Source organism: Trebonia kvetii (assembly GCF_007827045.1).
Lineage (GTDB): Bacteria > Actinomycetota > Actinomycetes > Streptosporangiales > Streptosporangiaceae > Trebonia > Trebonia kvetii.
In genome coordinates this window covers 46867-68807 of sequence record NZ_RPFW01000001.1, presented here as the reverse complement: position 1 = coordinate 68807, position 21941 = coordinate 46867, and the positions used below count along the sequence as shown (strand labels likewise).

The window sequence follows — 21941 nt, the reverse complement described above, 5'->3', positions numbered from 1 at the left end:
TGAGGCGGCAGCGGCGGGGTGCGGCGGATAGTGGGTGCTTGAGACGAGCGCCCAGGGGGGTTCCGTCGTGAGTGACCAGTCCGCGCAGCGTGTCGCCGGCGCCCGGCCGCCCGCCGGATTTCCAGGCGCGGACGACGCGGCCGAGGTGCACCGGGACGCCGACTTCAATCGCGCGGTGCAGGCCTACCGGCTCTTCTACCCGTCTGTGTCGGGGCTGGCAATCTTCAAGGGCAATGCGGCCGTCGGCGTGCTGCCGAACGAGGTGTTCGGGCTGCTCGAGACCCGCCCGGAGCACGTCGGGCTGACCCTGAACTCCGACACGCCCTACGGTCCCGTGCTGCTCGACCTGCGCGACGGCCCGCTGGTCATCGAGATGCCGCCGGGGCCGCTGATCTGCATCGCGATGGACGTGAACCAGCGCTGGGTGGCCGACATGGGCCTGCCGGGCCCCGACGCCGGCAACGGCGGCCTGCACGCGATCCTCCCGCCCGGTTATGACGGCCCGGTTCCCGAGGGATACCACGGGGGCCGGTCAACCGCGTACCGCGTCCTCGTCGGCATCAGGTCGCTGCCGGTCGGCGGCGACCTCAAGGCCGCGACGGAGCGGATCACCACGGTGAGGGTCTACCCGCTGCACGAGCGGCCCGGCTGGCGCGAGCCGCGGTGGCTGGACGTCACGGACAAGCCGCAGGACACCTCGCCGGTCCGCTTGGAGGGCAACCTCGGCTTCTGGCAGGCGCTGCACGAGGTCGTCGACACCGAGCCGCCGCTTGAGGCGTTCCGTCCCGCCTACGGTGAGCTCGCCGCGCTCGGCATCGCCAAGGGTCGGCCGTTCGCGCCCGACGCGTCACGCAGGGAACTACTCGAACGCGCCGCCCAGGCTGGCCTCGCCCAGCTGCGGGCCCAGTCGTTCGCCGACCGGCGGCCTGACCGCACGGTCTGGCCGGGCCGCCACTGGGAATGGGCCGCGCTGCGGTTCGAGAACGGTGACTTCGAACGCGCGGACTCCCTCGACACCGAGGCCCGCGAGAAGTGGTTCTACCAGGCCATCGGCGCGTCGCCTGCGATGTTCCGCCGCGACATCCACGCCGGGTCGCTGTACTGGCTCGGCCTGCGCGACGCGGCGGGGGCCTACCTCGACGGCAGCCGCGGCTACCGGCTCACCGTGCCGCTGCCCGTCCCGGCGAAGCTGTTCTGGTCTGCCACCGTCTACGACGCCCGCACCCGCAGCCAGGTCCAGTCCGAGCAGGGCCGGGCGGTGCTCAGCTCGCTGTTCGATTTCGGTGACACCAGTGGCCTGGGGTCGATCGACCTGTACTTCGGTCCGACACCACCGGGCGGCCAGGGCGGCCGCTGGATCCAGACCCGCCCGGACGCGGGCTGGTTCACCTACTTTCGCATCTACGGCCCGGGACCGGCCGCCTTCGACGGCAGCTGGCAGCTCCCCGACATCGAACTCGTCACCTGACCGGAAACCAGTTGCCGTTACGCGCGGTTCCGGCTAAGCCTTCGTGAGTATGACTAGCCAGCATGATCACGCCACGAGCGGCGAGCGCTCAACCGGTCCCGGCCGGCCGGTGGCGCTCATTACTGGAGTAGGGCGAACCGTCGGCATTGGCGCGGGCATCGCGACGCAACTCGCGGCGTCCGGCTGGGACATCGCGTTCACCTACTTGACCGCCTACGACGAGCGGATGTCCTGGGGAGTCGAGGCAGGGGCAGCCAGTGCCATCGAGGAGTCGCTGACCAGCCACGGCGCGGCGGTCGCGGCAATCGAGGCGGACCTCGCGGACACCAGCGCGGCGGAATTCATCTTCGACGCGTCCGAGCGGCGGCTTGGCAACGTAACCGCCCTGGTGATGTCCCATGCCGAAAGCGTCGACTCGGGCCTGCTCGACACGACCATCGAAAGCTTCGACCGCCACTTCGCGGTCAACGCGCGCGCCAGCTGGCTGCTGATCCGCGAATACGGCCTGCGCTTCCGCGGTGCGCCAGGCGCCGGCCGGATCATCAGCCTCACCAGCGATCACACGGTCGGCAACCTGCCCTACGGCGCGAGCAAGGGCGCCCTTGACCGCATTACCCTGGCCGCCGCCCGCGAACTGGCCCACCTCGGCGTCACCGCGAACGCGATCAACCCGGGCCCGACAGACACCGGCTGGATGACGGACGACCTCAGGCAGGCCGTCCTCGGCCAGACACCGCTCGGCCGCCTCGGCACGCCGCAAGACACCGCGAGCCTGGTGACGTTCCTTTGCTCTCCCCAGGGCGGGTGGATCAATGGCCAGCTCCTGATGAGCAACGGCGGCCACTCCTAACCCGCTTTTGCGCACATTTCGCAGGTGACCCCAGCTGGCAGTTATCGATGTGCTGCAATGCGTTTTGCCGCGCATGCTAGTTGTCATGGACGAACCGACGCGCCGGCACCACGATCATCACCATGATCACGGCCATCCGCACGATCACGAACACGATCGGCACGCGGGGACGCTAGCCCGGGTGCTGCACGTGGTCCGTCCGCACTCGCACGAGGCGGCCGACCGGGTGGACACGGCTCTGGAGGCCAGCGCGGCAGGGATGCGGGCACTGTGGATCTCCCTGGCGGTGCTCGGGGTCACGGCCGCCATCCAGGCGGCGGTGGCGGTCGCGTCGGGCTCGGTCGCGCTGCTCGGCGACACGCTGCACAACGCCGCCGACGCGCTGACGGCACTCCCGCTCGGGGTGGCGTTCGTCCTCGGCAGGCGCCCGCCCACCCGCCGCTATCCCTACGGGTACGGGCGGGCGGAAGACCTGGCGGGCATCCTGATCGTCGCACTGATCCTGGCCTCGTCCGCGCTGGCGGCCTATACGGCGGTGCACAGGCTGCTGCATCCTGAGCACGTCTCCAACCTCATCGCGGTGGCCGTCGCCGCACTCGTCGGGTTCGCGGGCAACGAGCTTGTCGCCAGGTACCGCATCCGGGTCGGGCGCAAGATCGGCTCCGCGGCGCTAGTGGCCGACGGCCTGCACGCGCGCACCGACGGGTTCACCTCACTCGCCGTGCTGCTCGGCGCGGGAGGAGTGGCGCTCGGCTGGAACTGGGCCGATCCGGTGGTGGGCCTCGCGATCACCGCGGCGATCCTGACCGTGCTGTGCCAGGCCGCCCGCGAAATCGGCCGGCGGCTGATGGACGCCGTTGACCCGGCGCTGACCGATCAGGCCGAGCGGACACTGCGGGCCACTCCGGGAGTCCTCGGCATCGGCCTGGTGAAGCTCCGCTGGGTAGGTCACCAGCTCTGGGCCGAGTGCGAGATCGAAGTCAGCGGTGACGCCACCGCCGTCGAGGCGCATCAGGTCACGGTCGAGGCGGAACACCAGCTTAGGCACGCCCTGCCGCGGCTGTCCGCGGCGCTCGTCCATGCCGACCCACGGCCCAGGGAAGGTGCCGACCCGCACCAGCTGCTGGCCCCGCATCGCTAGCGCTGCCAGCCTCGTCGGCCGGGTGACGAGGCTCAACTATGCGCCGCGACCATCAGGGCGATGATTACCACCAGGGCGATGACCACGGGCACAATGACCACGGTGGCAACCCGCAACAGGATCCAGTCCGTGCGCAGATTCCGTTGCTGGTCTTTCACCGGAAGATGCTGCCGGGGCGGACGATAGCCCGGGTCGAACAGGCAGCGGGGGTCGGTGAACGCGTTCGGGTCCTGAAACAGAGTCGGCAGGCTTAGCGGCCCGGTGAGGAGCGTGCCGTCCTTGGTGGTCTCCTGCCCGGCCTCGTTCACGACTTCCCACACGCGAATTGATGCGAACCGAAGTGATCTGGCCCGCACCTGTGCGCCTCTGGCACGCTTGGAGGGGACGGAGGTTGCATGGACGAGGTCAACGTTGCGGTCATTGCTCCGATCCTTGGCCGGGATCTGTCGTTCGCGAGCGACATCGATTCCCGCGTCCGGGTCTTGGACGCCAACTTCGCCGCCACGGGGCACCGGGTAGGAGCGGGCGGTCAGGCGGCGCACGATCCCGTTCTGCTGGCGGACATCCTTGCTCGGGCGGAGGTGCTGGTGGTCGGCTACCCGGTTCCCGAGGGTCTCGCCGCCCGCTCCCCGCGACTGGTATGGGTTCATCACACCCAGGCCGGGGTTTCGAACCTGGCCGGAACCGACCTGTGGGGCGCGGACGTCACCTTGACCAGCAGCCGCGGCGCGATGGCGGCCACCGCCATCGCCGAGTATGTCCTGGCAGCGGCGGCGCACTTCGCCCGGGGCCTGCACGAGGCCGCCCGGCAGAAGGCCGCAGGGCAGTTCACGCGCGAGGGATACCAGATGCTCACCCTGCGCGGGGCGACGATGGGCGTCATCGGCCTGGGCGGCATCGGGCAGGAGGTGGCCCGGTTGTCGCGCGCGGCCGGCATGCGGGTGATCGGCACCCGCCGCTCGGTCACCGCCCCGCTGCCCGATGCCGACGGGGCGGACCTGGTACTGCCGGCCGGCCAGATCCTGCGGGTAGCCGCGGAAAGCGACTTCCTCGCCATCTGCTCCCAGCTGACCGCCGAGACCCGCGGCTTCATCAGCGCCCAGGTCTTCGCGGCGATGAAGCCGAACGCGGTGCTCATCAACGTCGCCCGGGGCGAGGAGGTCGACGAGGACGCCCTCGTCGCCGCGGTCACCGCCGGGCGGATCCGCGGCGCTGTCCTGGACGTCTACGACGGCGAGCTCGCCGGCCGGCCGCCGCGGCCGGAACTCACCGGACTACCCCAGATCCTGCTGACACCGCACATCTCCGGGGGCGGTGAGACGAGAGTCGCCGAGCCCCTTCGCCGCCTCTTCGCAGACAACCTCCGGCGATACCTGGACGGCCAGCCTCTCCGCAACGTGGTCGACCGCGCCCGCGGGTACTAGCGCCACTCAATCAGCTGGACTGGTTCGCCTTCGCCGAACACCTGCGCCCAGCCTCCCCGGGTGTCCATGTACTCACGGATTGCCCGCACTTTGCCGTCGCGTACCTCGTATACGAAGCAGTAGTCGTTGACGTACGGCCGGCCATTGGGGAGCGTGGCCGATAGCCGGTGCTCGACAACCACGACATCGCTCTCGGCCGCGACCGTCAGGAACTCGTTGCGGGCACCGCCGAAGAACCGGGCGATGTCGTTTGTGATAAAGGCGGATCAGGTAATGCACCAGCTCGCCGAATGCGCTGACAGCCGCCATTGCCTTCCCGCGAAGCACGACGCGACAGGCCGGACTTGAGCCAGCTGTATCGCCCGATTCGATCGTCCCGCAACCCGAAGCGAGAGGCTGACTACGGTTGCGGCAGTCGCCGGCATCGGTCACCGGCGGCGCTGCGGGCGCGAGAAGACGTTGATCAGGTTTCCCTCAGAATCGCGGAAGATCATGCTCCGGTTCCCCCAGGGCTGCGTCGCCGGCGGCATGACCCACTCGACGCCGAGTGCCTTGACACGCTCGTATTCGGCGTCGACGTCGTCGACGAGGAAATCGAGAACGGTCTCGGGCGCACGGTCCTGGCCGCCGTCTGCGGTCGCGGCGGGAGAGCAGTGGTGGTATTCGGTGAACCGGCGCTTGGAAAACCCGACCGACACCGGTCCGGCGTGCACCTCGACGTAGTACTCGTTCAGAACCACCTGCACCCCGACGAGCCCGACGTAGAACGCGGCCAGGCGCTCGACGTCGTCGGTGACGATCCGGCACTGCACCAGTTCCATATCAGCCGCTATGCTGCCCGGCGGCGACCGCGCCGACTTCCGGGCTGGCGGGCACGTCCAGCTCGGTGTCGGCGTAGTTGAGGAAGTACGCCGTGAACACGGTCAGGCCCAGGTATGCGAAGGCCTCCGCGAGGTTGTTGTCGGTACATCCGGCCGCGACCGCGCTGTCCCACGTCGCGTCGCTGACCCGCCCGGAGTTCGCGGCAGCCTCGCGGACCACCGCGATCAGCGCGTCGGCGCGCGACTCGCCGACCTTGGCGCCGGAGCGCAGCGCCGCGATCTGGCCAGGTTGCCAGCCAGACCGCTGGACCAGCAGCGTGCTGATGGCCAGGGCGTACTCGCTACCCGCGGCGGCCGCGGTGGCGAGCATCAGCCCGGTGCGCAGCCGCTGGTCCAGCGTGCCCTGTTCGCCGGTGGCCCGGCGAACGGAGGCGTACGCGGCAAGGACGGCTGGCGCGTGCGCCATCTGCGCATGCATGTTGAGCAGCCGCCCGGTGGGCGAGAACTGCACCATGTCGGCGAGCAGCTCCCGTGAGGCCTGCGGTGCGTCCTCGATAGTGTGGCTTGGTATGCGTGTCATCGTGTCTCCCTGGAAGCCGTTGTCACGTCCGGGTTGGTGGCGCGCTCACCGGTAGTTCGTGGCGCGCTCACCAGTAAGGACGGGGCAGGATCTCCGGGTGTGACGGTGACCTGGCCGCAGCGGCCGGATGTCACAATCCGCCGGGCTGCACCGTCCAGGTAGCGGGGGAGGTGCGTCATGCGGCAGGACGAGACAATCAGCCAGGCATACCAGGCGCACCGGCCGGACCTGGTCGACCTCGCGTTCCGGATGCTTGGCGACATCGGCGCTGCCGAAGACGCGGTCCAAGACGCCTTCTCGCGCCTGATGCGTGGCGACATCGGTGAGATCGAGGACTACCGGGGCTGGCTGATCGTGGTCACCAGCCGCCTGTGCCTGGACCAGATCAGGTCGGCGCGGGCCCGCAGGGAGCGCGCCCATGACGCCGGGGAAATCGAGTTCATCGCGCCGCCCGAGCCGGGTCTCGCCGACCCCGCGGACCGGGTCACATTCGATGACCGGGTCCGGATCGCCCTGCTGGTCATGTTGCGGCGGCTTAGCCCGGCCGAGCGCGTCGTGTTCGTGCTCCATGACGTGTTCAGCGTGCCGTTCGACACGATCGCCGTGACGGTCGGCCGGTCCGCCCCGGCCTGCCGGCAACTCGCCCGGCGGGCCCGGCAGAAGATCGCCGCCGGCCGGGCGAGCCTGGGCGCGGACGTCGCCGGCAGCGAGCACCGCGCGGTAACAGAGAAGTTCCTCAGCGCGTGCGCCACCGGCGACATCGGCGGCCTGCTCGAGGTGCTCGATCCCGATGCCTGGGGCGAGCTTGTGCTCGGCCCCGAGGCCACCAGGCGCGAGCCGGTGATCATCGGCGCGGAACGCGTGGCCAGGAACCTGGTGCGGTTCTGGGGTGAGGGCGCCACGCTGGTATCGCTGTCGGCCGCCGGCCAGCCGGCGCTGCTGGGATTCGTCGACCGCAAGCTGACCGCCGTCTTGGTGCTGAACATGCACGACGAGCGGATCAAGGCGGTCCAGGTCATCGCCGATCCCCGCCTGCTCGATTTCGTGGCCGCGCAACTGCCCGCACTGGCCTGAAACGGCCCTGTTCTCGGTCGGCCACGCGACGTCACTATCCGCCTGCCCGTCTCGTCCTTACCGGTGCCGCCGCGAGACGCGGCAGGTCAGGCCGCAGGGCGGCTCCCGTGCTTGACCTAAGGGACAGACATGCCGAAACTCAGGAGCGACCAAATGACTTCTCCATCCGTACCGGCCGCGGCTTCGACTCCAGGGCCGGTCGAGCCGGTGCCGCCATCCCCGTTTGTCAAGATTGTCATGGGCCCGATGACGAAAGCGCTCAACCCGCTGATCGTCAGGCTCGCGGGCCGGCGGCACTTCCCGATGGCTGCCCAGCTCACCCACACCGGCCGGCGCTCGGGCCGGACGTACGTGACGCCAGTCGGCGCCCGTCGCGCCGGTGACCTGGTCCTGATCCCGCTCACGTTCGGCAACCAGTCCGACTGGTCGCGCAACGTACTCGCGGCCGGGCACTGCTCCCTGCGGCTGGAAGGCGCCGACTACCAGGCCTCCGCGCCTGAGCTGGTCAGCCGTGAGGAGGCGGGCCCGCACGTCCGGACTGCATTCGGCCCGCTTGAGCGCGCCAGCATGCGCCTGCTCGGCATCAGGCAGTTCCTGCGCCTGTCCGTGGTACCGACCCGGCCCTGAGATGGCTGCCCTGCGCCGTGAAGTCCGGGTGACGCCCTGGTCATGAACGCCGTGTCAGACCGCTAGGTCACACTATGGGCATGACGTTGACGACTCGGATGCTCACGCCGGAGACCTGGGAGGACTTCGCTGCGCTGGTCGAAGCTAACAACGGCGTGTGGGGTGGTTGCTGGTGCATCGGATTCCACCCGGAAGGCGTCGGCCACGGGCGCGAAGGAAACCGGGAACTGAAGCGCCGGCATGTCACGCGCGGAACGGTCCACCAGGTGCTCGTCTACGACGGTGAGCGCTGCGTCGGCTGGTGCCAGTTTGGACCACCCGCCGAGGTGGCTACCATCAACAACCGCAAGGCCTATGAGAAGGACCTAGCCGAGTTGCCAGACTGGCGGATCGGCTGCATCTTCACCAACGCGAAGGACCGGGGCAGGGGCGTCGCCGCCGCTGCGGTCGCGGCGGCACTCGCCGAGATCAAACGGGCCGGCGGCGGCGTCGTCGAGGCATATCCGGAGCAGACCGAGGAGCGGCCTCCGCAGCGTGGCGCCTATCTGCATACCGGACCGGAGGAGTTGTATACGCGATACGGCTTCACTAGGGTCCGGAAGATCGCGAAGTGGCGATGGGTCATGCGCACTAAGATCTGATCCCCGCCGCTGCACTAGGCGGGCGCGTGGGTGGGGAGTCCTGCCGCGGTTGCGGCGTCCAGAAGGCGCTTGTCGTAGGTGACGAAGGAGGTCAGAGCGGGGCTGGCGTGCAGGGCGGAGCCGAGGTGGATGGCGTCCAGACTGCGGACGGTGGCGGGCCGGGCAGTCTGGGCCAGGATCCGGATGGGCGGGTCGAGGGGGATCAGGTCGATGAGGTCCAGGAAGGCGGGGAGCCTGGAGACGGCGACAGATGCTCGGCGGCAGCGCCGACGCAACCCAGGCAGACCCCGAGTTGAGCGCCAGCCGTTCCGGGGAGCTGCGGGCGATGTTCGAGCTGATGAAGTCAGACCACGATCGCGCGCAGGGGGCCGGCCACTGGAAGGCAGTTATCGCTCAGACTTTCGACCGGATCACTCGGCCGCACGGCTACTCTCTTGACGACCTGCACACGATCATCGCGCCGACGCTCATCATCACCGGCGATAGGGACCCGTTCTGCACAGTCGAGGAAGGTGCGGCCGCCTACCATGCGCTGCAGGCAGGCGAGTTCGCGGTGCTGCCGGACACCGGGCACCTGATCACCCCGGCCGCAGTGCAGACGGTGATCGACTTCTTTGAGCGCCTCTAATCGTTCAGGTCCATCCGGCACCATGACTGCCGGCTGGCCCGCGGTTGCCACGCCTGTCCCGCCTGCGGATTCCCCTGGGCAGATCCATGCGGCTGTGTGTAAGCATGGCGGCAAGGCTGCCAACAAGGGTCCGGCGATGCGCCCAGCCGGCGCACCGGTGGAGGGATTGCTGGCCCGAGTGCCTGATGAAAAGCAACGCGAGGATGCGCGTCGCTTGTGCGCCATGATGCAGGAAATCACCGGTGAGCCGCCGACGGTGTGGGGAACCAGCATCATCGGTTTCGGCACATACCACTACCGGTACGCCAGCGGCCGCCAGGGCGTCTCGGCGCTGGCAAGCTTCTCACCTCGCCGCCAGCACCTGGCCATCTACCTGATCGGCGAGTTCGGCAGCCGGCACAGATCGGCGCTGGCGCGGCTGGGTCCGCACACGACCGGGAAGGGCTGCCTGTACATCAAACACCTCGACGATGTGGACCAGGATGCGCTGGGCGAGCTGATCGACCGTTCGGTTCGGGTACGCAAGGGCATCGACCGGGCTTCCGCCTAGTGGTGATAACCGAGTCGGTCATCACCACGTCCCAGGCCGCCGCGCCGGCGGACGTGCTAGTTAGTGCTGCGGGCGGCTGACAGCACTTCGTCGCAGACAGCGGGCATCCCGGTTTCGTCGGCGGCGCGCTGGGTCAGGACCACGACGGTCAGGTCTTGCGAAGGCACATTCGACCACGCAGTCCCGAATCCGCCTTCCCCTGTGTAGCGGCCGTCATCGAGCACCGAGAGCCCAAAGCCCCAGCCGCGGTCGCCGAGGAAGCTGAAGCCGGGCCAGACGTTTGCCCGCTGCTCGGCGGTCAGCTGATCGCGGGTCATCTCAGCGGCCGTCGCCTGCTTCAGCACCGGGCTGCCCCCGCGCATCAGCATCCGGCCGAACGCGACCATGTCATCAGCCGATGAGACCAGCCCGCCGCTGCCGTCGGGGAACAGCGGCGGGCGTGACCAGTGCCCATCCGGCGGGTCGCTGACGACGAGCAGGCCGTCACGACTCTCATACGCAGTCGAGAGCCGCGAGGTATCCGCCGCGTGAAATGCGGTGTCCTTCATGCCGAGCGGGCCGAGCACCCGCTCGCGCAGCACGACATCAAACGGGCACCTGCGGCGCGAGCCGCTAGCACACCCAGCACCTGCGAACCGGACTGATAAAGCCACCGCTCGCCCGGCTGGGCCAGCAGCGGCAACTCACCGAGCCGGGCAATCCACGTATCCGGGTCGGGCATGGCACCGGGCTGCGGCGGCCTGAAGGTTGACAGCTGCCGCTCCAGCGCCGCGGTGACTATCGGCCACGGCTCAGGTGCCGTGAACATCGCGCCAGCTTGGAAGGCAACGGGCGGGCCTCCGCCGAGCTCTGCATTTGCGGGTCAGGGGCGTCCCTGCCTTTCTGTGAGTGACCGTGGGTCTGGCCGGGCTTCTGGGAGGTTGGTTGTGTAGGCGTGGTAGTACTGCCCCTTGGCGAAGGTCGCCGCGGCGCTGGGTGTGCCGAGGCTGCGGGCCAGGGCCTCGGCCAGTGCCAGGTCCTTGACTCCGTTGCGGGCCTGCACTTCTCGTGCGTTGTAGGTCTCGCGGTCGGCCGGTGGAGCGCCGGCCCGCGCGGCGATCACTTTCATGGTCGGGGTCAGGGCGCCGTTCTCGGTGGTCACCCGGGTCAATGCCGCGGCCGGGACGCCGGCCAGGGCTGCGAGGCGGAAGGCCTCCTCGGCCACGGTGATCTGGACGAGGGACACCAGATTGTTGATGATCTTGAGCGACATCCCGGCGCCGAGACGTCCGACATGCACGGCGTCGGTCGCGTAGGCATCGAGAAGCGGGCGCACCCGTTCCGTATCTGACTTGTCCGCACCGATCATTGTGCACACGAACGGCCCCTCGGGGACCCCGTACCGCGTCACGGTTACCGGGGCGTCGATGACATCGACGCCGCGTGCAGCGCCATCTTTGGCCAGGGCGAGGACGAGATCGGGGCTGATCGTGCTGTGGATCATCAGCATGCTGCCCTCCGGCATCACCGGCAGCAGGGCATCGGCACAGTCGCGGACCTGCTCGCCCGTCCGGACACACACGCCGACCACGTCGGCTCCGGCGCTGACCTCGGCGATGCTGTTGGCCACGTGCGCCCGGCCGCGGAACGCCTCCCGGGACGGCTCGTCGACGTCGTACACGGTCAGGTCGCCCACGCCGACCAGGCGCGATGCGAGACGGCCGCCCATGTTGCCCAGCCCGGCGAATCCGATCTTCACGGTGCCCTGCCTCCAGTCCTCTAGCTGTCTGGGGTCGCTGCCCAGCGTGGGTTCGGTATCTCGTCGACCCGCAGCCGCTGGTTGCGTTTCGAGCTGATGCGCCACTTGCCGTCGTCGCACTTGCGGTAGGTCTCGTGGTAGTGGCCGTAGCCCTTGATCCCGGTCGGCCGGTCCGGGTAAAGCACGTAGTCGAACATCGCCCACACCCCCGTGGCCTCGGTCGAGGTCACGAGGGTGATCTCGGGCATGTGGCCGTGATGCGTGGTGAACGCATTCGCGAGCTGCCGCGGCACGAGTTCGAGGTACTCCGCGTTGGTCTGCGGCGGAGCGTTGAGCTCGGCCGGCAGATGATGGACGCAGTCCTCGGTGAACAGGTCCTTCCAGCCGTCCCAGTCCTTGGTGTCCATCAGCCGGAAGTACCGCGCCTTGAGCTGCTTGATCTGCTCGATATCCCACAACTGCTTGGCGAGGTCAGCTGAGGAGTCGCCCGTCGGGGGGATCTCCGAGTTCTTCGATGTCAACGCATTCCTTTCAGTGGACGGCGCGGCGGGCCTCGCCCTGCGCCGCCGGCGCGCTGCCGTGGCAGGCAGGGCTCACGGTTCCGTTGTGAGCCTCGGACACGGGCAGCGCAAAGATTCTGCCTGGCGCCAGACCTCGCAAGACGGAAGTGAGAAGGCCCTGCAGCCGATTCCTTGGTGGGCGCTGCGGGTCGCGGCGCTCGGGGGTCCCCTGCTCATGGCCCATTGCGCTCGGCGGTAGGCGCTCTGATCTTGCAGCTCGCCGCATTGTCAGATCGCCAGCTATCGCGGCAATGGGCCAGGAGCGGCTGATCTGCGCTTACGCAGTTGGACGGCCTTTTCCGCTGTCCGCGGCCGACCGCCATCCGGGCCGTCGTTCAGGGCAGCGGACAAGGCCTGCAGGGAGGGCAGGCGCGGAACGTTGGCTCGCTACTGGAAGGTGTCGAGTGCTTCCTAAATGTTGAGCTCGGTGCGGAGCCGCGCGACGTCCATGCCTGCGAATCCGGCGGCTTCGGCCAGCCCCGCCTGGTACTCGAACTGGCGCAGCAGGGACTCGATGCGGAAGACGTCCATCTGGTCGTCGCTGGCGGCGGCCCCACGCGGGGTCAGCCCTCGCAGGGCGGGGACGGGTTCGTCCAACCAGGCCCTAGCCCAGCCTTCGGGCGCCGCGTTACCCCTGCCCGCCAGCGCAAGCAGCTGGGCCGTGCTGCCGAAAACCATCTCCTGTGCCGGGTCGACGTGCGTCTCCGACACGACCATCTGGTCCGCTCCGAGCTTGGACAAGATCCGCAGGAGACGTTCCAGCCGTTGCGGGAGTTCACCGAGACCCGTACCAGCCCGTCGGAGATGGCCAAGGCGCCGCGCACCCATCGCTGCTCTTCTGGCAGCTTGACCGGGCCCGCAGCGGCGCCGAGCTGCGCCGCCTGACCCCAAAGTCCCGCGCCCTCAAACGCCATTGCAAGACCACTCGCAAGCAGGTGGTGCGTGTCCCTCATCGATCGGGCACGGAACGCCCCGCGCTGGATGCAGGCACTCGAAATCAAATGCAAAAAGGCTTCGTTAAGCTGGAGCGGCTGACGGGAATCGAACCCGCATGACCAGCTTGGAAGGCTCTGGATCTGGCTGCGTTGAGCTGCGCCGACGCAGGTCGGCGGCGTTTTCGCTTTGTCCCTGAGTGACCGCGAATGACTCCAGTTCACCTTCCTGTCGGACATACAGCGGGCACGCTGTCCGGCCTTTGGGCGGCCCGTCGCCGCAGTTACCCGCGGTCGGCCCGGCCTCCCTTTCCGTGTCTTGCCCGCCTGCAGGGAGTCGCATCCGTGTGCGTCAAGGTACGGGTGGTCAAATGAGCGGACGCGCCCCTGGTCAGTGGTGGCCGTAGCGGAAGACCGAGAGACGCGGCTGCTGTCCGCGCCTGGCTCGCATGAGTGGCCAGGGTTCGCCCGCTGGTGCGGCTCTGCGGGGGTTCCCCGGCTGTGGTCCTCGTCCTGCCGGGCGCAGCACTCAGGATCGGTGGCGTTGATCGTCTACTGGGGTGTGGACGTGAGCGGTACGCGCCCGACGTGAGTGCTGGGCTACCGACGGTTCACGTGGCCCGGTGGGGTTGGTTGCGCGGCCGTGAATTAGTGTCCAGCCATGGGGGCAATTGTTGGGGTAGCCGAGCGGGTGGGCTGTCTGGGCCTGTCCGGCTCGTGGGAGTGCTTGCGCCGGTGAGCGCGCCGGCTGCTCCCCGCGGGCCGTTTCCTGTCAATGGCCTGGTGGCCGGCTATGTCGTGGTGGCCGTTGCGGCGGGGCTGGGCCGGTGGTGGTCGCCGGCCGGGGCGTCGCTTCTGCTCGGGCTGGCTACCGCCGTGGTCCTGGCAGCGGCGCCGGTGCTGTACCCGGTGAGGGACGCGGCGGGGTGGCTGGCGCTGGCCGCATCGGCGGTTTTGTTCACCACGGTCGATGTGATCTACCCGCTGCCGTCGGCGCCGGTGCACCTGGTCGACGTGCTGTACGTTCCGGTCTACGCCCTTTACGTGGTGGCGCTTCGCCGGATGACCCGCGGTGTCGCCAGGTCGGGGGACTTCTGGGATGCCGGGGTGCTGGCCGCGGGGCTGGTGGTGGTGCTGGTCCTCTTGACGCTGACCGGGCGGGCCTCGCGGGCCGATGCCCGGAACTTGTCACTGTTGTATCCGCTGGCCGACCTGGTAATCCTCGCCTTGTCGGTCCGGTTGACGATGGTGTCCCGTCGCCCGTCGGCGTGGCTGCTGATCGCGGCCGCGATCTGGCTTCTGGCCAGCGGCTTTGTAACGGCGTTGTCCGCGGATCCGGTGGCGGACTGGCTGTATCAGACGCTGCGCACCGGGTTCCTAGCCTGCTGGGGCCTGGCGGCGCTGTGGCCGCCGCCGCAGCGGTTTGGAGCCGACGGGGAGCTCGACCGCGGCCCGCGGGTGTGGCTGTTCGCGCTGGTCGTGCTACTGGTCCCGGCCGGGCTGCTGATCCAGGCGGCGAGGGCCGATCACACCCGGGGGATGGTGGTCGCCGTGGCCTGCGCCGCCGCGGGCATGTTCGTGGTCGCCCGCCTCGGGGCCGCGGCCCGCGCGACCGCCACCGATCCGGTGACAGGGCTGATGGTCCTTCCCGTGCTGCTGACCGACGCCCGCGCGCAGCTGGCTGCCGGGAAGGACCCGACGCTCTTCCTGGTCGAGCTGGACCAGTTCCATGTGGTGAGCGAGACGGTCGGCCGCCGGGGGGCCGATGAGGTGCTGCGGCGCATAGCACGACAGCTGGTCCGCGCGGCCGGCGACGCCCGGGTCGCCCGCGGCAGCCTGGAACGGTTCGCGGTACTCGCCGACCTGCCCGCGGCCGAGGGCGCCGGTGACCGGCTGGCGGCCGGGCTGGCCGCCGCGGTCGCCCGTCCGATGATTGTGGACGGGCAGCGGGTGCACCCGGCATATAGCCTCGGCTATGCCACCGCGGCTACCGGAGATGTCGACGATCTGATCCTCAACACTGAAGTCGCGCTGCACGCGGCCAAGAACGCCGGGCCCAGCGCCCGCATCGCTTACCACCCGGGGTTGCGTGAGACCGGGCGGCAGCAGGCGATGCTCATCGCGGACCTGCGCGAGGCCATCGGCGGAGGGCAGCTGCTGCTGGAGTACCAGCCGATCGCCGTGCTGGCCGACGGGCTGATCGTAGGGTTCGAGGCGCTGGTCCGCTGGCAGCATCCGCGGCTCGGGCGGCTGGGCCCGGACCGCTTCGTGCACCTGGCCGAGTCCGAGGGCCTGATCGGTGACCTGGGCGCCTGGGTGCTCAGCCAGGGCGTCGCCGGGGCCGTCACCCTGAACACCGCCGCCGGACGGCCGGTCTTCGTCGACATCAACGTCTCCCCTGTTCAGTTCGGCCCCCGGCTGACCCAGGACCTGCACCACGCCCTGACCGGCCATGCGGTCGACCCGGCGATGGTCGTGCTGGAGGTGACCGAGACGATGCTGGGCTCCGACCGGCAGTGGCTGGCGGGCGAGCTGGGCAAGCTGAAGGCGACCGGGGCACGGGTCGCCGTGGACGATTTCGGGACCGGCTACTCCTCACTGGCGCGGCTGCGGGACCTGCCGGTCGACATCATCAAGATCGACAGGATGTTCGTGAGCGGGCTTACGCCGGGTGCGCCTGCCCAGATGATCGCGGGGATCTTGCAGATCGCCGCATCGCTGGATATGGACGTCGTGGCCGAGGGCATCGAGCAGACCACTGAGCGCGACCTGCTGGCCGAGCTGGGCTGCCGCCTCGGACAGGGCTACCTCTACAGCCGGCCTATCGGGCTGGCCCAGGCCCAGGCCATGATCCTGGCCGGTCCGCTCATCAGGTAGCCCCAGGGGCCCTTTAATAGGTAGCTAAGCCCTCGGGTCCGGCTTCACCTGGACGTTCAATTAAGCGTCATCTCTATAGGTACTGAGCGTGACCACTCCCGGCACCTTGATGTCCTCCGCCAATCTCGCCCTCGACCCAGGGGTTGCCTTCGGCCGCGCGGGTGAGGGATAAGGCACTGCGAAGCATTGCCGCCTCGCCCGAACTGGCGCAGTCACCGCCAGCGCCCGGACGTTAAAGCGACGAATGGCCAGGTCGGAAATCACTTCCGACCTGGTCCTTTTGTCATGTGAGCGGATGACGGTGCACTGGCTCACCAGATCGGGTTTGTCGGCGCGGTAGCGGGTGCGGGAGGCTGCAGCGGTTGCCCGATCACGGCGTTCGCTCGTTGCGACGGGTGAGGCCGGACCCCGCCTGGTGACTTGTGGCCCTGTGCTGCCCGGCGGTGGCGGAACATGCTTTTGAGATGACCCGGATAAGCCAGGTAAGGGTCGAGAAAACGGCTGGCAGGGAACTCGGAAAGGCGGAAGGGGTTCACTGGGTGAAAGCGGTTGTGTGTACGAGGTACGGGCCGCCGGAGGTCCTTCGGGTCGAAGATGTGCCGATGCCGGTTCCCCGCAGGTACCAGGTCCGCATCCGGGTTGCGGCGACGGCGGTGACATCAAGCGACTGTTATGTGCGGGGCCTGAACCTGCCGGCCCGCTACCGGGTTGCCGCCCGGCTGGCACTGGGCCTGACTAGGCCGCGGCGGCGCATCCTGGGTATGGTCCTGGCCGGTGAGGTCGAGTCCGTCGGCGCGGATGTCACCATCTTCGGCAGGGGTGACCAGGTGTTCGGGTTTGACCGTCATGTTTTCGGCACCTACGCGGAATACGTGTGCTGGCCCCAGGACACGGTTCTGGCGGCAATGCCGGGCGGCCTGACGCATGAGGAGGCCGCGGCCATTCCCTATGGTGGCCTGCTGGCCTTGCACTTCCTGCGGCGTGCGGGCGTACGCGGCGGCCAGCGGGTGGCCGTGTACGGGGCTTCCGGCGCGGTCGGCACCAGCGCCGTCCAGTTGGCCAGGCACTTCGGAGCCGACGTCACCGGCGTGTGCAGCGGCGCGAACCTGGAACTGGTCAGGTCGCTGGGAGCCGCCACCGTGATCGACTACACCGCAGATGACTTCACGCAGAACCAGCGGCCCTACGACGTCATCTTCGACGCAGTCGGCAAACGGAAGAGCGCAGCCGCGCTCCGGCAGGCCCGCCGGGCGCTGGCCCCCGGCGGGACCTGCATCTCGGTCGACGACGGAACGCCGAAGCTGCTCGCCAGGGACCTGACTGTGCTGAAGGAACTGGCCGAGACGAAGGCGATCAGGCCGGTCATCGACCGGTGCTACCGGCTGGAGCAGATGGCCGAGGCGCACGCTACGTTGACGGCGGGCACAAGAAGGGCAACGTGATCGTGACGGTTAGCACATGACGCGCCGACCGGCTTCATGCCGGAGCGAATGGCCCCGGGCAGCGGGTCCTTGGCCCCTACCCGCCCGGAGCGCCCGCGGGCAGCGTGACTGTCCGGAGGTGCCGGGGTGAACGCGATCCGGCTGGTGCTGATCGTCCTTGAGGTGGTGGTGGGGCTGACGGCGATAGGGGTTGGTATCGCCCTTGCCTGCGGGCTGGAAGGCCAGCGGTTCCCGGTCGAGTGGCTCAGCGGAGCGGCGTTCAGCGGTTACCTGGTCCCCGGCCATCCGGCGCCATCGATGTAGACGAGGTGTTCTGTGCCTCTACACGCATTGGCCGGGGCCCAACGCCCGGATCTGCTGAGTTCAGGGGGCGGACCTCAGGGAGCCGGTGGCCTCAGGTGCTCATCGAAGAAAGCGACAATACGGGCTGTAGCGTCGCCCGTTGCCTGCTCGTCGAAGCCCATCCCGATCAGCGGTCCGCTGAGCAGGCTGACGACCGTGAACACCCGGGGCAGCGCCGCATCCTTACCTGCCTTACCTGCCGCGCCTGCGAAGGCGGCCAGCTTGCCGGGATGATCATTCATGAAGGAGTGACCGACGCCCGGGTAGACCTTGATGTCATTGTCGATGCCGGCGTCGCCTCGGGCCGGAATCCCTTGATGATCAGCCATACTGCCAGGACAAGCTCCTGCGCGGCGATGGGGAGGTTGAGCGCTAGCTGCGTGCCGGACATCGCAGCGGTGGACCGGTAAAGGACCAGCAGGCCGGCGGCGAGGCCGAGAGCCGTGCCGGCCAGGCCCCAGGCCGACAGCCAGCGGGGGATCAGCTGTGACCGGTAGAAGACGAGGTAGTACAGGGTGGCGCCGGTGTAGAAGGCGAGGATTCCCACACAGCTGGCGGAGTCGCGCAGGTCTCGTACGAGGTCGGCCGACGCGTTTGCGGACGCGCCGGCCGTGAGCTGGTCGGACAGGCTGACCAGGATCAGCGTGGCCGCCGCTGACAGGGCGTAGAACACGCCCTCGATGATCCGGAAGGCGACTGCGCCGAGGGCCATTCCGGCGGCATGCTGGCGCAGTACCGGGTAAAGCGTGACCGCGATGGCGGTGCTGGTGAAGGCTGCGAGGAGCTGAAACAGCGCCGTCGTCAGCAGCCGGTTCTGGTGGAGGGCCACAGTGGCCAGGAAGCCGGGTCCGTCGAGGAGAGAGCCTTGGAGCGCAGTGGCCACCAGGCTCGCGGCCGTTGCCCCGATGAGCAACAGCCCGGTGGTGGTGGCCCGGGCGTCGCGTGCTTTCATGGCGTGCCGCCCTCTGGCGAGCCGGCAAGCTCGGCTGCCGGGCCGGCAGTGTCTCCTGGCTCGAGTACGACCACGGCGGTTTCCGCTGGCCGCAGCGCGGCGTAGGCGTCGAGGTCCTTGTCGATCTCGGCCCAGCGGGACCACAGTTGCTCGCGCTCGCCTCCTTGCGCACGACGCGCCCGGACCGGTCGTGCTCCGTCGCTAGTCTGGGCGATGGCGTCGGGATGAGCCTGCAGGTTCAGCCACCACGCGGGCTCGGCCGCCCCCCACCCGTTCATTGCCATGGTGACCAGGTTGCGGCCGTCTTCGAAGTAGCCGACGACGACCGGTCGCGGCCGCCCGGTGCGCCGGCCCGTCGCGGTGAGCCGCAGCGCTCCCCAGCCGTCGGGCTTCGGCCGCCACAAGCCCAGCCGGCCGCGCGTCACGCGCACGAGCGCGCGATGGCCGTGCCAGGCCAGCACGATGAACCACCGCGGCGGCAGCCGGGGCGGCCGGTTACGCGTAGCCGACGCCCGCGCCTCACGAACCTTAGACATAACTGGAGCATGAACTTCTTGAGGAACAAGAAGTAAGGGCCGAAGGGCGCCACCTGTCAGGCCCATGGGCCTGAGCCCACTGCCTCACCTGTGCAGAACCGGATAACAGGAGCAGAGGACGCGCGCCGAAGAAGACCTGCTCGCCCCGCGGGTGCAGCAGCTTGGTAAGTTCGTCGAACTCTTTCGGCCGCGTGGCCTCCAGGACGTTCTTCCCGTCCTTGTCCACCAGTTCGGTGCCGAGCGGGCCGCTGCTGAACACCCATACCGGCCGCGCCGCGAGCTCCTTGCGGTGCCGCCGGGCAAACGTCACGGCCGGCCTCAGCCAGTGGAACATGTACGCAGCACCGCCGATGACAACCGCCTCGTACGGCTCGACGTCCTTAACATCCTCGACCGGCCGCGCCTCGGCCGGCAGTCCCGCCGCCGTGAGGGCAGCCGCGACCCGGCTGGCGATCCCGGCAGTGGCGCCGTGCCGGGTGGCGTAGGCAACAAGGACACTTCGGCTCAGGCCGGGCTGGGTGCTCCTGCGGCTCTGGGATGGTCGATAGGGGGTGCCTCGGGTGAATCCACCTGGAGGTGCGGCAGCCAGTCCAGCCAGCGCGGCAGGTACCAGCTGCGTTGACCGAGCAAGCTCAAGGTGCTCGGGAGGATGACCAAGCGGATCAACGTGGCATCCAGGATCAAGGCTACCGCCACGCCGAAGCCCATCTCCTCGAACTGCAGGAGCTGCCCGCGAGCGAAGCCGGCGAACACCGCAACGATGATCAGCGCCGCGCCGGTGATGATCCTGGCCGTGGACGCGACACCGCCCGCCACCGCCTCGCGTGTCGAGCCGCACTGGTCATAGCGCTCCTTGATCCGGCTCATCAGGAAGACCTGATAGTCCATCGAGAGGGCAAACAGCACCGAGAACATGAACAGCGGGACCCACGCATCTATGACGGGAACCTTCTGGAACCCGAAGATGCCCGCGCCGACCCCGTGAATGAACACGAGTGTGAGGAGGCCGTAGGCGGCCCCGGCAGACAGCAGGTTGAGCAGCACCGAGACGGCCGCGATCGTCAGCGACCGGAAGGCCAGCATCAGCAGAAGGAAGCTGAGTCCCAGTATGAATGCCAGCACGTACGGAGTCGGGCTGCTAACGGCATGGAAGTAGTCGGCCTCATCGGCGGTCTTTCCTCCGACGTACACCTTTGCGCCGGAACCGGCGAACGCCGATGGGATCAGCTGCTGGCGCAAGCTGAGTACAGCCGCTACGTCCTGGCTGGAGACGACGTCACCCCGGATGGGAACGGTCAGTGTGAGGATCTTGTCGTCAGGCGAGGCCTGAACGACACCGGGCCCGAAGCGCGGGTCGGCGGCGAGCACGGCTTCGAGCTTCGCGAGGTCTGACCGGGCACTGCCGGTCCCTCCCACCGAGACGATCTCGACCGGATCCTGGCTCTGGCTCGGGAAGTAACGCTGGACGGCCAGGTACCCCTGTTTGGACGGCAGGTTGTCAGGCAGCGTGGCCACTCCGCTCTGACCGGTGTGAAGGCCGAGCGCCGGTACCGCAGCCAGGACCATGAGTCCTCCCGCTAGTGCCAGGCTCACGGCTGGACGGCGCATCACCCTACTGGTCACGGCTGTCCAGATCCGGGCCTCGGCAGCGTCGGAGCGCCCGAGGTTCTTGCCCACGATGGGTAGGCGCAGCGAGTTCACCCGGTCGCCCATGAGGCTGAGCATCGCCGGCAGGAGGGTCAGCGCGACGGCGACGGATACCACGCCGACGATCACCGCTCCGGCGGCCAGGCTGCGAAGGATGGTCACCGGTACCAGGAGCATGCCGAGCAGGGCGACGACGAAAGTGCTGCCGCTGAAGAGCACGGCGCGGTTAGCGGTGGCTCCGGTCACCCGGATCGCCGCCTGCTTGCCATGGCCGTGGCCGCGTTCCTCCCGGAAGCGCGAGATCATGAGCAGCGAGTAGTCGATGCCGAGGGCCAGGCCCATCCCGGTCATCATGTTGACGATGAAGACGGAGAGGCTGAACTCGCGGGCGAGGAGCGCAGCGATACCCAGGCCGACGATGATGGAGAGCAAAGCCATGAGCACCGGCACCAAGCCGGCGACCACGGCGCCGAACACGAGCAGCAGGATGACGATGGCGATCGGCAGCCCGAAGTCCAGTTCCCCGTGCTGGAGGTCGCTCGCCGATAGCGTCGTGAAGTCATTCCCGACCGTGTGGTCGCCGTAGACGGCCACGGAGAACTCGCCGCTGCCGTTTGCCGCTTGGACGTCCCGCACCACTGGCTTTATGTCCGCGTCATTCGCGGCCCGCAGCGCGATCAGCGCCGCGTGCTGGTCGGAGGAGACGAACTGGCTTCCAGCACTCAGATCCGCCGCCACATGCGTGACGCCCGGGCTCGTCCGGACCTGAGCCACCAGATCGGCCACGGACTTCTGGAAGTTGCGGTCGCCGACAGCTGAGCTTTTCGAGCTGACCACGATCACATCGGTCGGCCTTTGGCCAGCCGAGGCACCCATCGCCTGGCCGTAGAGGGCTGCGGCCTGGCTGGACTGCGTGGTCCCCACCACATGGGCACTAGTCGACAGGCCGCTGAGCGAGGTGCCGATGAGAATCAGCGCCACCACCACGGCAGCCCCCCAGATCACAAGCACGCGGCGCGCTCGGCTGGCGCTCGCCACGGCAATTCTTTCTGTCAGGCCGGCCGGACCCCGGCTTGTCGGCGTAATAACAGCATCCGTTTTCGCGGCGGCA

General features: G+C 68.8%; 26 protein-coding genes. 12 read left to right on the top strand and 14 right to left on the bottom strand.

Features of this window, described 5'->3' with window-relative positions; all coding sequences use genetic code 11:
• The first annotated feature begins 67 nt into the window (after nt 1-67).
• The 3 genes from EAS64_RS00280 to EAS64_RS00270 all read left to right on the top strand — a co-directional run bounded on the left by EAS64_RS00280 (nt 68) and on the right by EAS64_RS00270 (nt 3459).
• Entirely contained in the window at nt 68-1468 is a 1401-nt protein-coding gene (locus EAS64_RS00280) for a DUF1254 domain-containing protein (protein ID WP_222848894.1), read from the top strand.
• A gap of 49 nt (nt 1469-1517) precedes the next feature.
• On the top strand, nt 1518-2318 hold the full coding sequence (locus tag EAS64_RS00275) for an SDR family oxidoreductase (protein ID WP_145850702.1): 801 nt from the start codon (nt 1518-1520) through the stop codon (nt 2316-2318).
• A gap of 85 nt (nt 2319-2403) precedes the next feature.
• The gene (locus tag EAS64_RS00270; RefSeq protein ID WP_145850701.1) at nt 2404-3459 is read left to right on the top strand and encodes a cation diffusion facilitator family transporter; all 1056 of its coding nucleotides are present in this window, start codon (nt 2404-2406) and stop codon (nt 3457-3459) included.
• A 32-nt stretch (nt 3460-3491) separates the two neighbouring features.
• Here the strand turns inward: EAS64_RS00270 and EAS64_RS00265 are convergent, their stop codons facing one another.
• Nucleotides 3492-3779 (bottom strand): hypothetical protein, encoded by a 288-nt coding sequence (locus EAS64_RS00265; protein WP_145850700.1) that lies wholly within the window; start codon nt 3777-3779, stop codon nt 3492-3494.
• A 75-nt stretch (nt 3780-3854) separates the two neighbouring features.
• Here EAS64_RS00265 and EAS64_RS00260 point away from each other — a divergent pair, with 75 nt between their 5' ends.
• Complete coding sequence (locus EAS64_RS00260; protein WP_145850699.1) at nt 3855-4883, top strand: D-2-hydroxyacid dehydrogenase; 1029 nt, start codon at nt 3855-3857, stop codon at nt 4881-4883.
• Here EAS64_RS00260 and EAS64_RS00255 read toward each other — a convergent pair.
• The 3 genes from EAS64_RS00255 to EAS64_RS00245 form a co-directional block, all read right to left on the bottom strand.
• Complete coding sequence (locus tag EAS64_RS00255) at nt 4880-5128, bottom strand: nuclear transport factor 2 family protein (RefSeq protein ID WP_281283210.1); 249 nt, start codon at nt 5126-5128, stop codon at nt 4880-4882. The two genes, EAS64_RS00260 and EAS64_RS00255, sit on opposite strands and share 4 nt — an antisense overlap.
• Before the next feature lie 183 nt (nt 5129-5311).
• Complete coding sequence (locus EAS64_RS00250) at nt 5312-5704, bottom strand: VOC family protein (protein WP_145850697.1); 393 nt, start codon at nt 5702-5704, stop codon at nt 5312-5314.
• A gap of 1 nt (nt 5705) precedes the next feature.
• Nucleotides 5706-6284 (bottom strand): carboxymuconolactone decarboxylase family protein, encoded by a 579-nt coding sequence (locus tag EAS64_RS00245; protein ID WP_145850696.1) that lies wholly within the window; start codon nt 6282-6284, stop codon nt 5706-5708.
• Between the two features lie 177 nt (nt 6285-6461).
• Here EAS64_RS00245 and sigI point away from each other — a divergent pair, with 177 nt between their 5' ends.
• From sigI to EAS64_RS00230, 3 genes are all read left to right on the top strand, one after another.
• Nucleotides 6462-7358: an RNA polymerase sigma factor SigI gene (gene sigI / locus EAS64_RS00240; RefSeq protein ID WP_145850695.1), complete on the top strand. Its 897-nt coding sequence runs from the start codon at nt 6462-6464 to the stop codon at nt 7356-7358.
• A 246-nt stretch (nt 7359-7604) separates the two neighbouring features.
• Nucleotides 7605-7985 carry a nitroreductase family deazaflavin-dependent oxidoreductase gene (locus EAS64_RS00235; RefSeq protein ID WP_187365582.1) on the top strand — a complete coding sequence of 127 codons (381 nt, stop codon included), beginning with the start codon at nt 7605-7607 and terminating at the stop codon, nt 7983-7985.
• A gap of 80 nt (nt 7986-8065) precedes the next feature.
• Nucleotides 8066-8626 carry a hypothetical protein gene (locus tag EAS64_RS00230; RefSeq protein ID WP_222848893.1) on the top strand — a complete coding sequence of 187 codons (561 nt, stop codon included), beginning with the start codon at nt 8066-8068 and terminating at the stop codon, nt 8624-8626.
• Nucleotides 8627-8640: 14 nt separating this feature from the next.
• On the opposite strand, the gene EAS64_RS00225 is transcribed toward EAS64_RS00230, so the two are convergent.
• Nucleotides 8641-8901, bottom strand: a complete 261-nt coding sequence (locus tag EAS64_RS00225; RefSeq protein ID WP_145850693.1) for a PIN domain-containing protein — start codon at nt 8899-8901, stop codon at nt 8641-8643.
• Nucleotides 8902-8918: 17 nt separating this feature from the next.
• Here EAS64_RS00225 and EAS64_RS00220 point away from each other — a divergent pair, with 17 nt between their 5' ends.
• Nucleotides 8919-9254 carry an alpha/beta fold hydrolase gene (locus EAS64_RS00220; protein WP_145850692.1) on the top strand — a complete coding sequence of 112 codons (336 nt, stop codon included), beginning with the start codon at nt 8919-8921 and terminating at the stop codon, nt 9252-9254.
• A gap of 178 nt (nt 9255-9432) precedes the next feature.
• Nucleotides 9433-9804, top strand: a complete 372-nt coding sequence (locus tag EAS64_RS00215; RefSeq protein ID WP_222848892.1) for a DUF1801 domain-containing protein — start codon at nt 9433-9435, stop codon at nt 9802-9804.
• Between the two features lie 56 nt (nt 9805-9860).
• On the opposite strand, the gene EAS64_RS00210 is transcribed toward EAS64_RS00215, so the two are convergent.
• From EAS64_RS00210 to EAS64_RS00195, 4 genes are all read right to left on the bottom strand, one after another.
• Nucleotides 9861-10385, bottom strand: a complete 525-nt coding sequence (locus tag EAS64_RS00210; protein WP_145850690.1) for a serine hydrolase domain-containing protein — start codon at nt 10383-10385, stop codon at nt 9861-9863.
• 281 nt (nt 10386-10666) lie between these two features.
• Nucleotides 10667-11542: an NAD(P)-dependent oxidoreductase gene (locus EAS64_RS00205; protein ID WP_145850689.1), complete on the bottom strand. Its 876-nt coding sequence runs from the start codon at nt 11540-11542 to the stop codon at nt 10667-10669.
• A gap of 20 nt (nt 11543-11562) precedes the next feature.
• Nucleotides 11563-12063: a nuclear transport factor 2 family protein gene (locus EAS64_RS00200; RefSeq protein ID WP_222848891.1), complete on the bottom strand. Its 501-nt coding sequence runs from the start codon at nt 12061-12063 to the stop codon at nt 11563-11565.
• 450 nt (nt 12064-12513) lie between these two features.
• A complete protein-coding gene (locus tag EAS64_RS00195) occupies nt 12514-12843 on the bottom strand; it encodes an antitoxin Xre/MbcA/ParS toxin-binding domain-containing protein (RefSeq protein ID WP_187365581.1) in 330 nt (109 codons plus the stop codon).
• A gap of 926 nt (nt 12844-13769) precedes the next feature.
• Between EAS64_RS00195 and EAS64_RS00190 the strand changes: the two genes are divergently transcribed.
• The 3 genes from EAS64_RS00190 to EAS64_RS43140 all read left to right on the top strand — a co-directional run bounded on the left by EAS64_RS00190 (nt 13770) and on the right by EAS64_RS43140 (nt 17656).
• Nucleotides 13770-15911 carry a putative bifunctional diguanylate cyclase/phosphodiesterase gene (locus tag EAS64_RS00190; protein ID WP_145850687.1) on the top strand — a complete coding sequence of 714 codons (2142 nt, stop codon included), beginning with the start codon at nt 13770-13772 and terminating at the stop codon, nt 15909-15911.
• Nucleotides 15912-16513: 602 nt separating this feature from the next.
• Nucleotides 16514-17353 (top strand): NAD(P)-dependent alcohol dehydrogenase, encoded by an 840-nt coding sequence (locus tag EAS64_RS00185; protein ID WP_222848890.1) that lies wholly within the window; start codon nt 16514-16516, stop codon nt 17351-17353.
• A gap of 126 nt (nt 17354-17479) precedes the next feature.
• Nucleotides 17480-17656, top strand: coding sequence for a hypothetical protein (locus EAS64_RS43140; RefSeq protein ID WP_187365580.1), 177 nt, complete (start codon nt 17480-17482; stop codon nt 17654-17656).
• Nucleotides 17657-17730: 74 nt separating this feature from the next.
• On the opposite strand, the gene EAS64_RS00180 is transcribed toward EAS64_RS43140, so the two are convergent.
• From EAS64_RS00180 to EAS64_RS00160, 5 genes are read right to left on the bottom strand one after another with little or no spacing between them, the layout of a single operon-like run.
• Nucleotides 17731-17937, bottom strand: coding sequence for a hypothetical protein (locus tag EAS64_RS00180; RefSeq protein ID WP_145850686.1), 207 nt, complete (start codon nt 17935-17937; stop codon nt 17731-17733).
• Nucleotides 17934-18647: a DUF4386 domain-containing protein gene (locus tag EAS64_RS00175; RefSeq protein WP_145850685.1), complete on the bottom strand. Its 714-nt coding sequence runs from the start codon at nt 18645-18647 to the stop codon at nt 17934-17936. The genes EAS64_RS00180 and EAS64_RS00175 overlap by 4 nt, the downstream gene beginning before the upstream one ends.
• Nucleotides 18644-19183 carry a nitroreductase/quinone reductase family protein gene (locus EAS64_RS00170; RefSeq protein ID WP_145850684.1) on the bottom strand — a complete coding sequence of 180 codons (540 nt, stop codon included), beginning with the start codon at nt 19181-19183 and terminating at the stop codon, nt 18644-18646. The genes EAS64_RS00175 and EAS64_RS00170 overlap by 4 nt, the downstream gene beginning before the upstream one ends.
• Complete coding sequence (locus EAS64_RS47275; protein ID WP_145852200.1) at nt 19176-19691, bottom strand: flavodoxin domain-containing protein; 516 nt, start codon at nt 19689-19691, stop codon at nt 19176-19178. Before EAS64_RS47275 ends, EAS64_RS00170 begins: the two co-directional genes overlap by 8 nt.
• Nucleotides 19688-21868: an MMPL family transporter gene (locus EAS64_RS00160; RefSeq protein WP_187365579.1), complete on the bottom strand. Its 2181-nt coding sequence runs from the start codon at nt 21866-21868 to the stop codon at nt 19688-19690. Before EAS64_RS00160 ends, EAS64_RS47275 begins: the two co-directional genes overlap by 4 nt.
• Between the last annotated feature and the right edge of the window lie 73 nt (nt 21869-21941).

Excerpts from the sequence above, each read along its gene's own strand:
- EAS64_RS00260 (WP_145850699.1), top strand. The coding sequence starts at position 3,855 with ATGGACGAGGTCAACGTTGCGGTCATTGCTCCGATCCTTGGCCGGGAT.
- EAS64_RS00185 (WP_222848890.1), top strand. The coding sequence starts at position 16,514 with ATGCCGGTTCCCCGCAGGTACCAGGTCCGCATCCGGGTTGCGGCGACG.
- EAS64_RS00250 (WP_145850697.1), bottom strand. The coding sequence starts at position 5,704 with ATGGAACTGGTGCAGTGCCGGATCGTCACCGACGACGTCGAGCGCCTG.
- EAS64_RS00235 (WP_187365582.1), top strand. The coding sequence starts at position 7,605 with ATGACGAAAGCGCTCAACCCGCTGATCGTCAGGCTCGCGGGCCGGCGG.
- EAS64_RS00170 (WP_145850684.1), bottom strand. The coding sequence starts at position 19,183 with ATGTCTAAGGTTCGTGAGGCGCGGGCGTCGGCTACGCGTAACCGGCCG.
- EAS64_RS00275 (WP_145850702.1), top strand. The coding sequence starts at position 1,518 with ATGACTAGCCAGCATGATCACGCCACGAGCGGCGAGCGCTCAACCGGT.
- EAS64_RS00180 (WP_145850686.1), bottom strand. The coding sequence starts at position 17,937 with ATGAATGATCATCCCGGCAAGCTGGCCGCCTTCGCAGGCGCGGCAGGT.
- EAS64_RS00270 (WP_145850701.1), top strand. The coding sequence starts at position 2,404 with ATGGACGAACCGACGCGCCGGCACCACGATCATCACCATGATCACGGC.
- EAS64_RS00230 (WP_222848893.1), top strand. The coding sequence starts at position 8,066 with ATGACGTTGACGACTCGGATGCTCACGCCGGAGACCTGGGAGGACTTC.
- EAS64_RS00245 (WP_145850696.1), bottom strand. The coding sequence starts at position 6,284 with ATGACACGCATACCAAGCCACACTATCGAGGACGCACCGCAGGCCTCA.
- sigI (WP_145850695.1), top strand. The coding sequence starts at position 6,462 with ATGCGGCAGGACGAGACAATCAGCCAGGCATACCAGGCGCACCGGCCG.
- EAS64_RS00175 (WP_145850685.1), bottom strand. The coding sequence starts at position 18,647 with ATGAAAGCACGCGACGCCCGGGCCACCACCACCGGGCTGTTGCTCATC.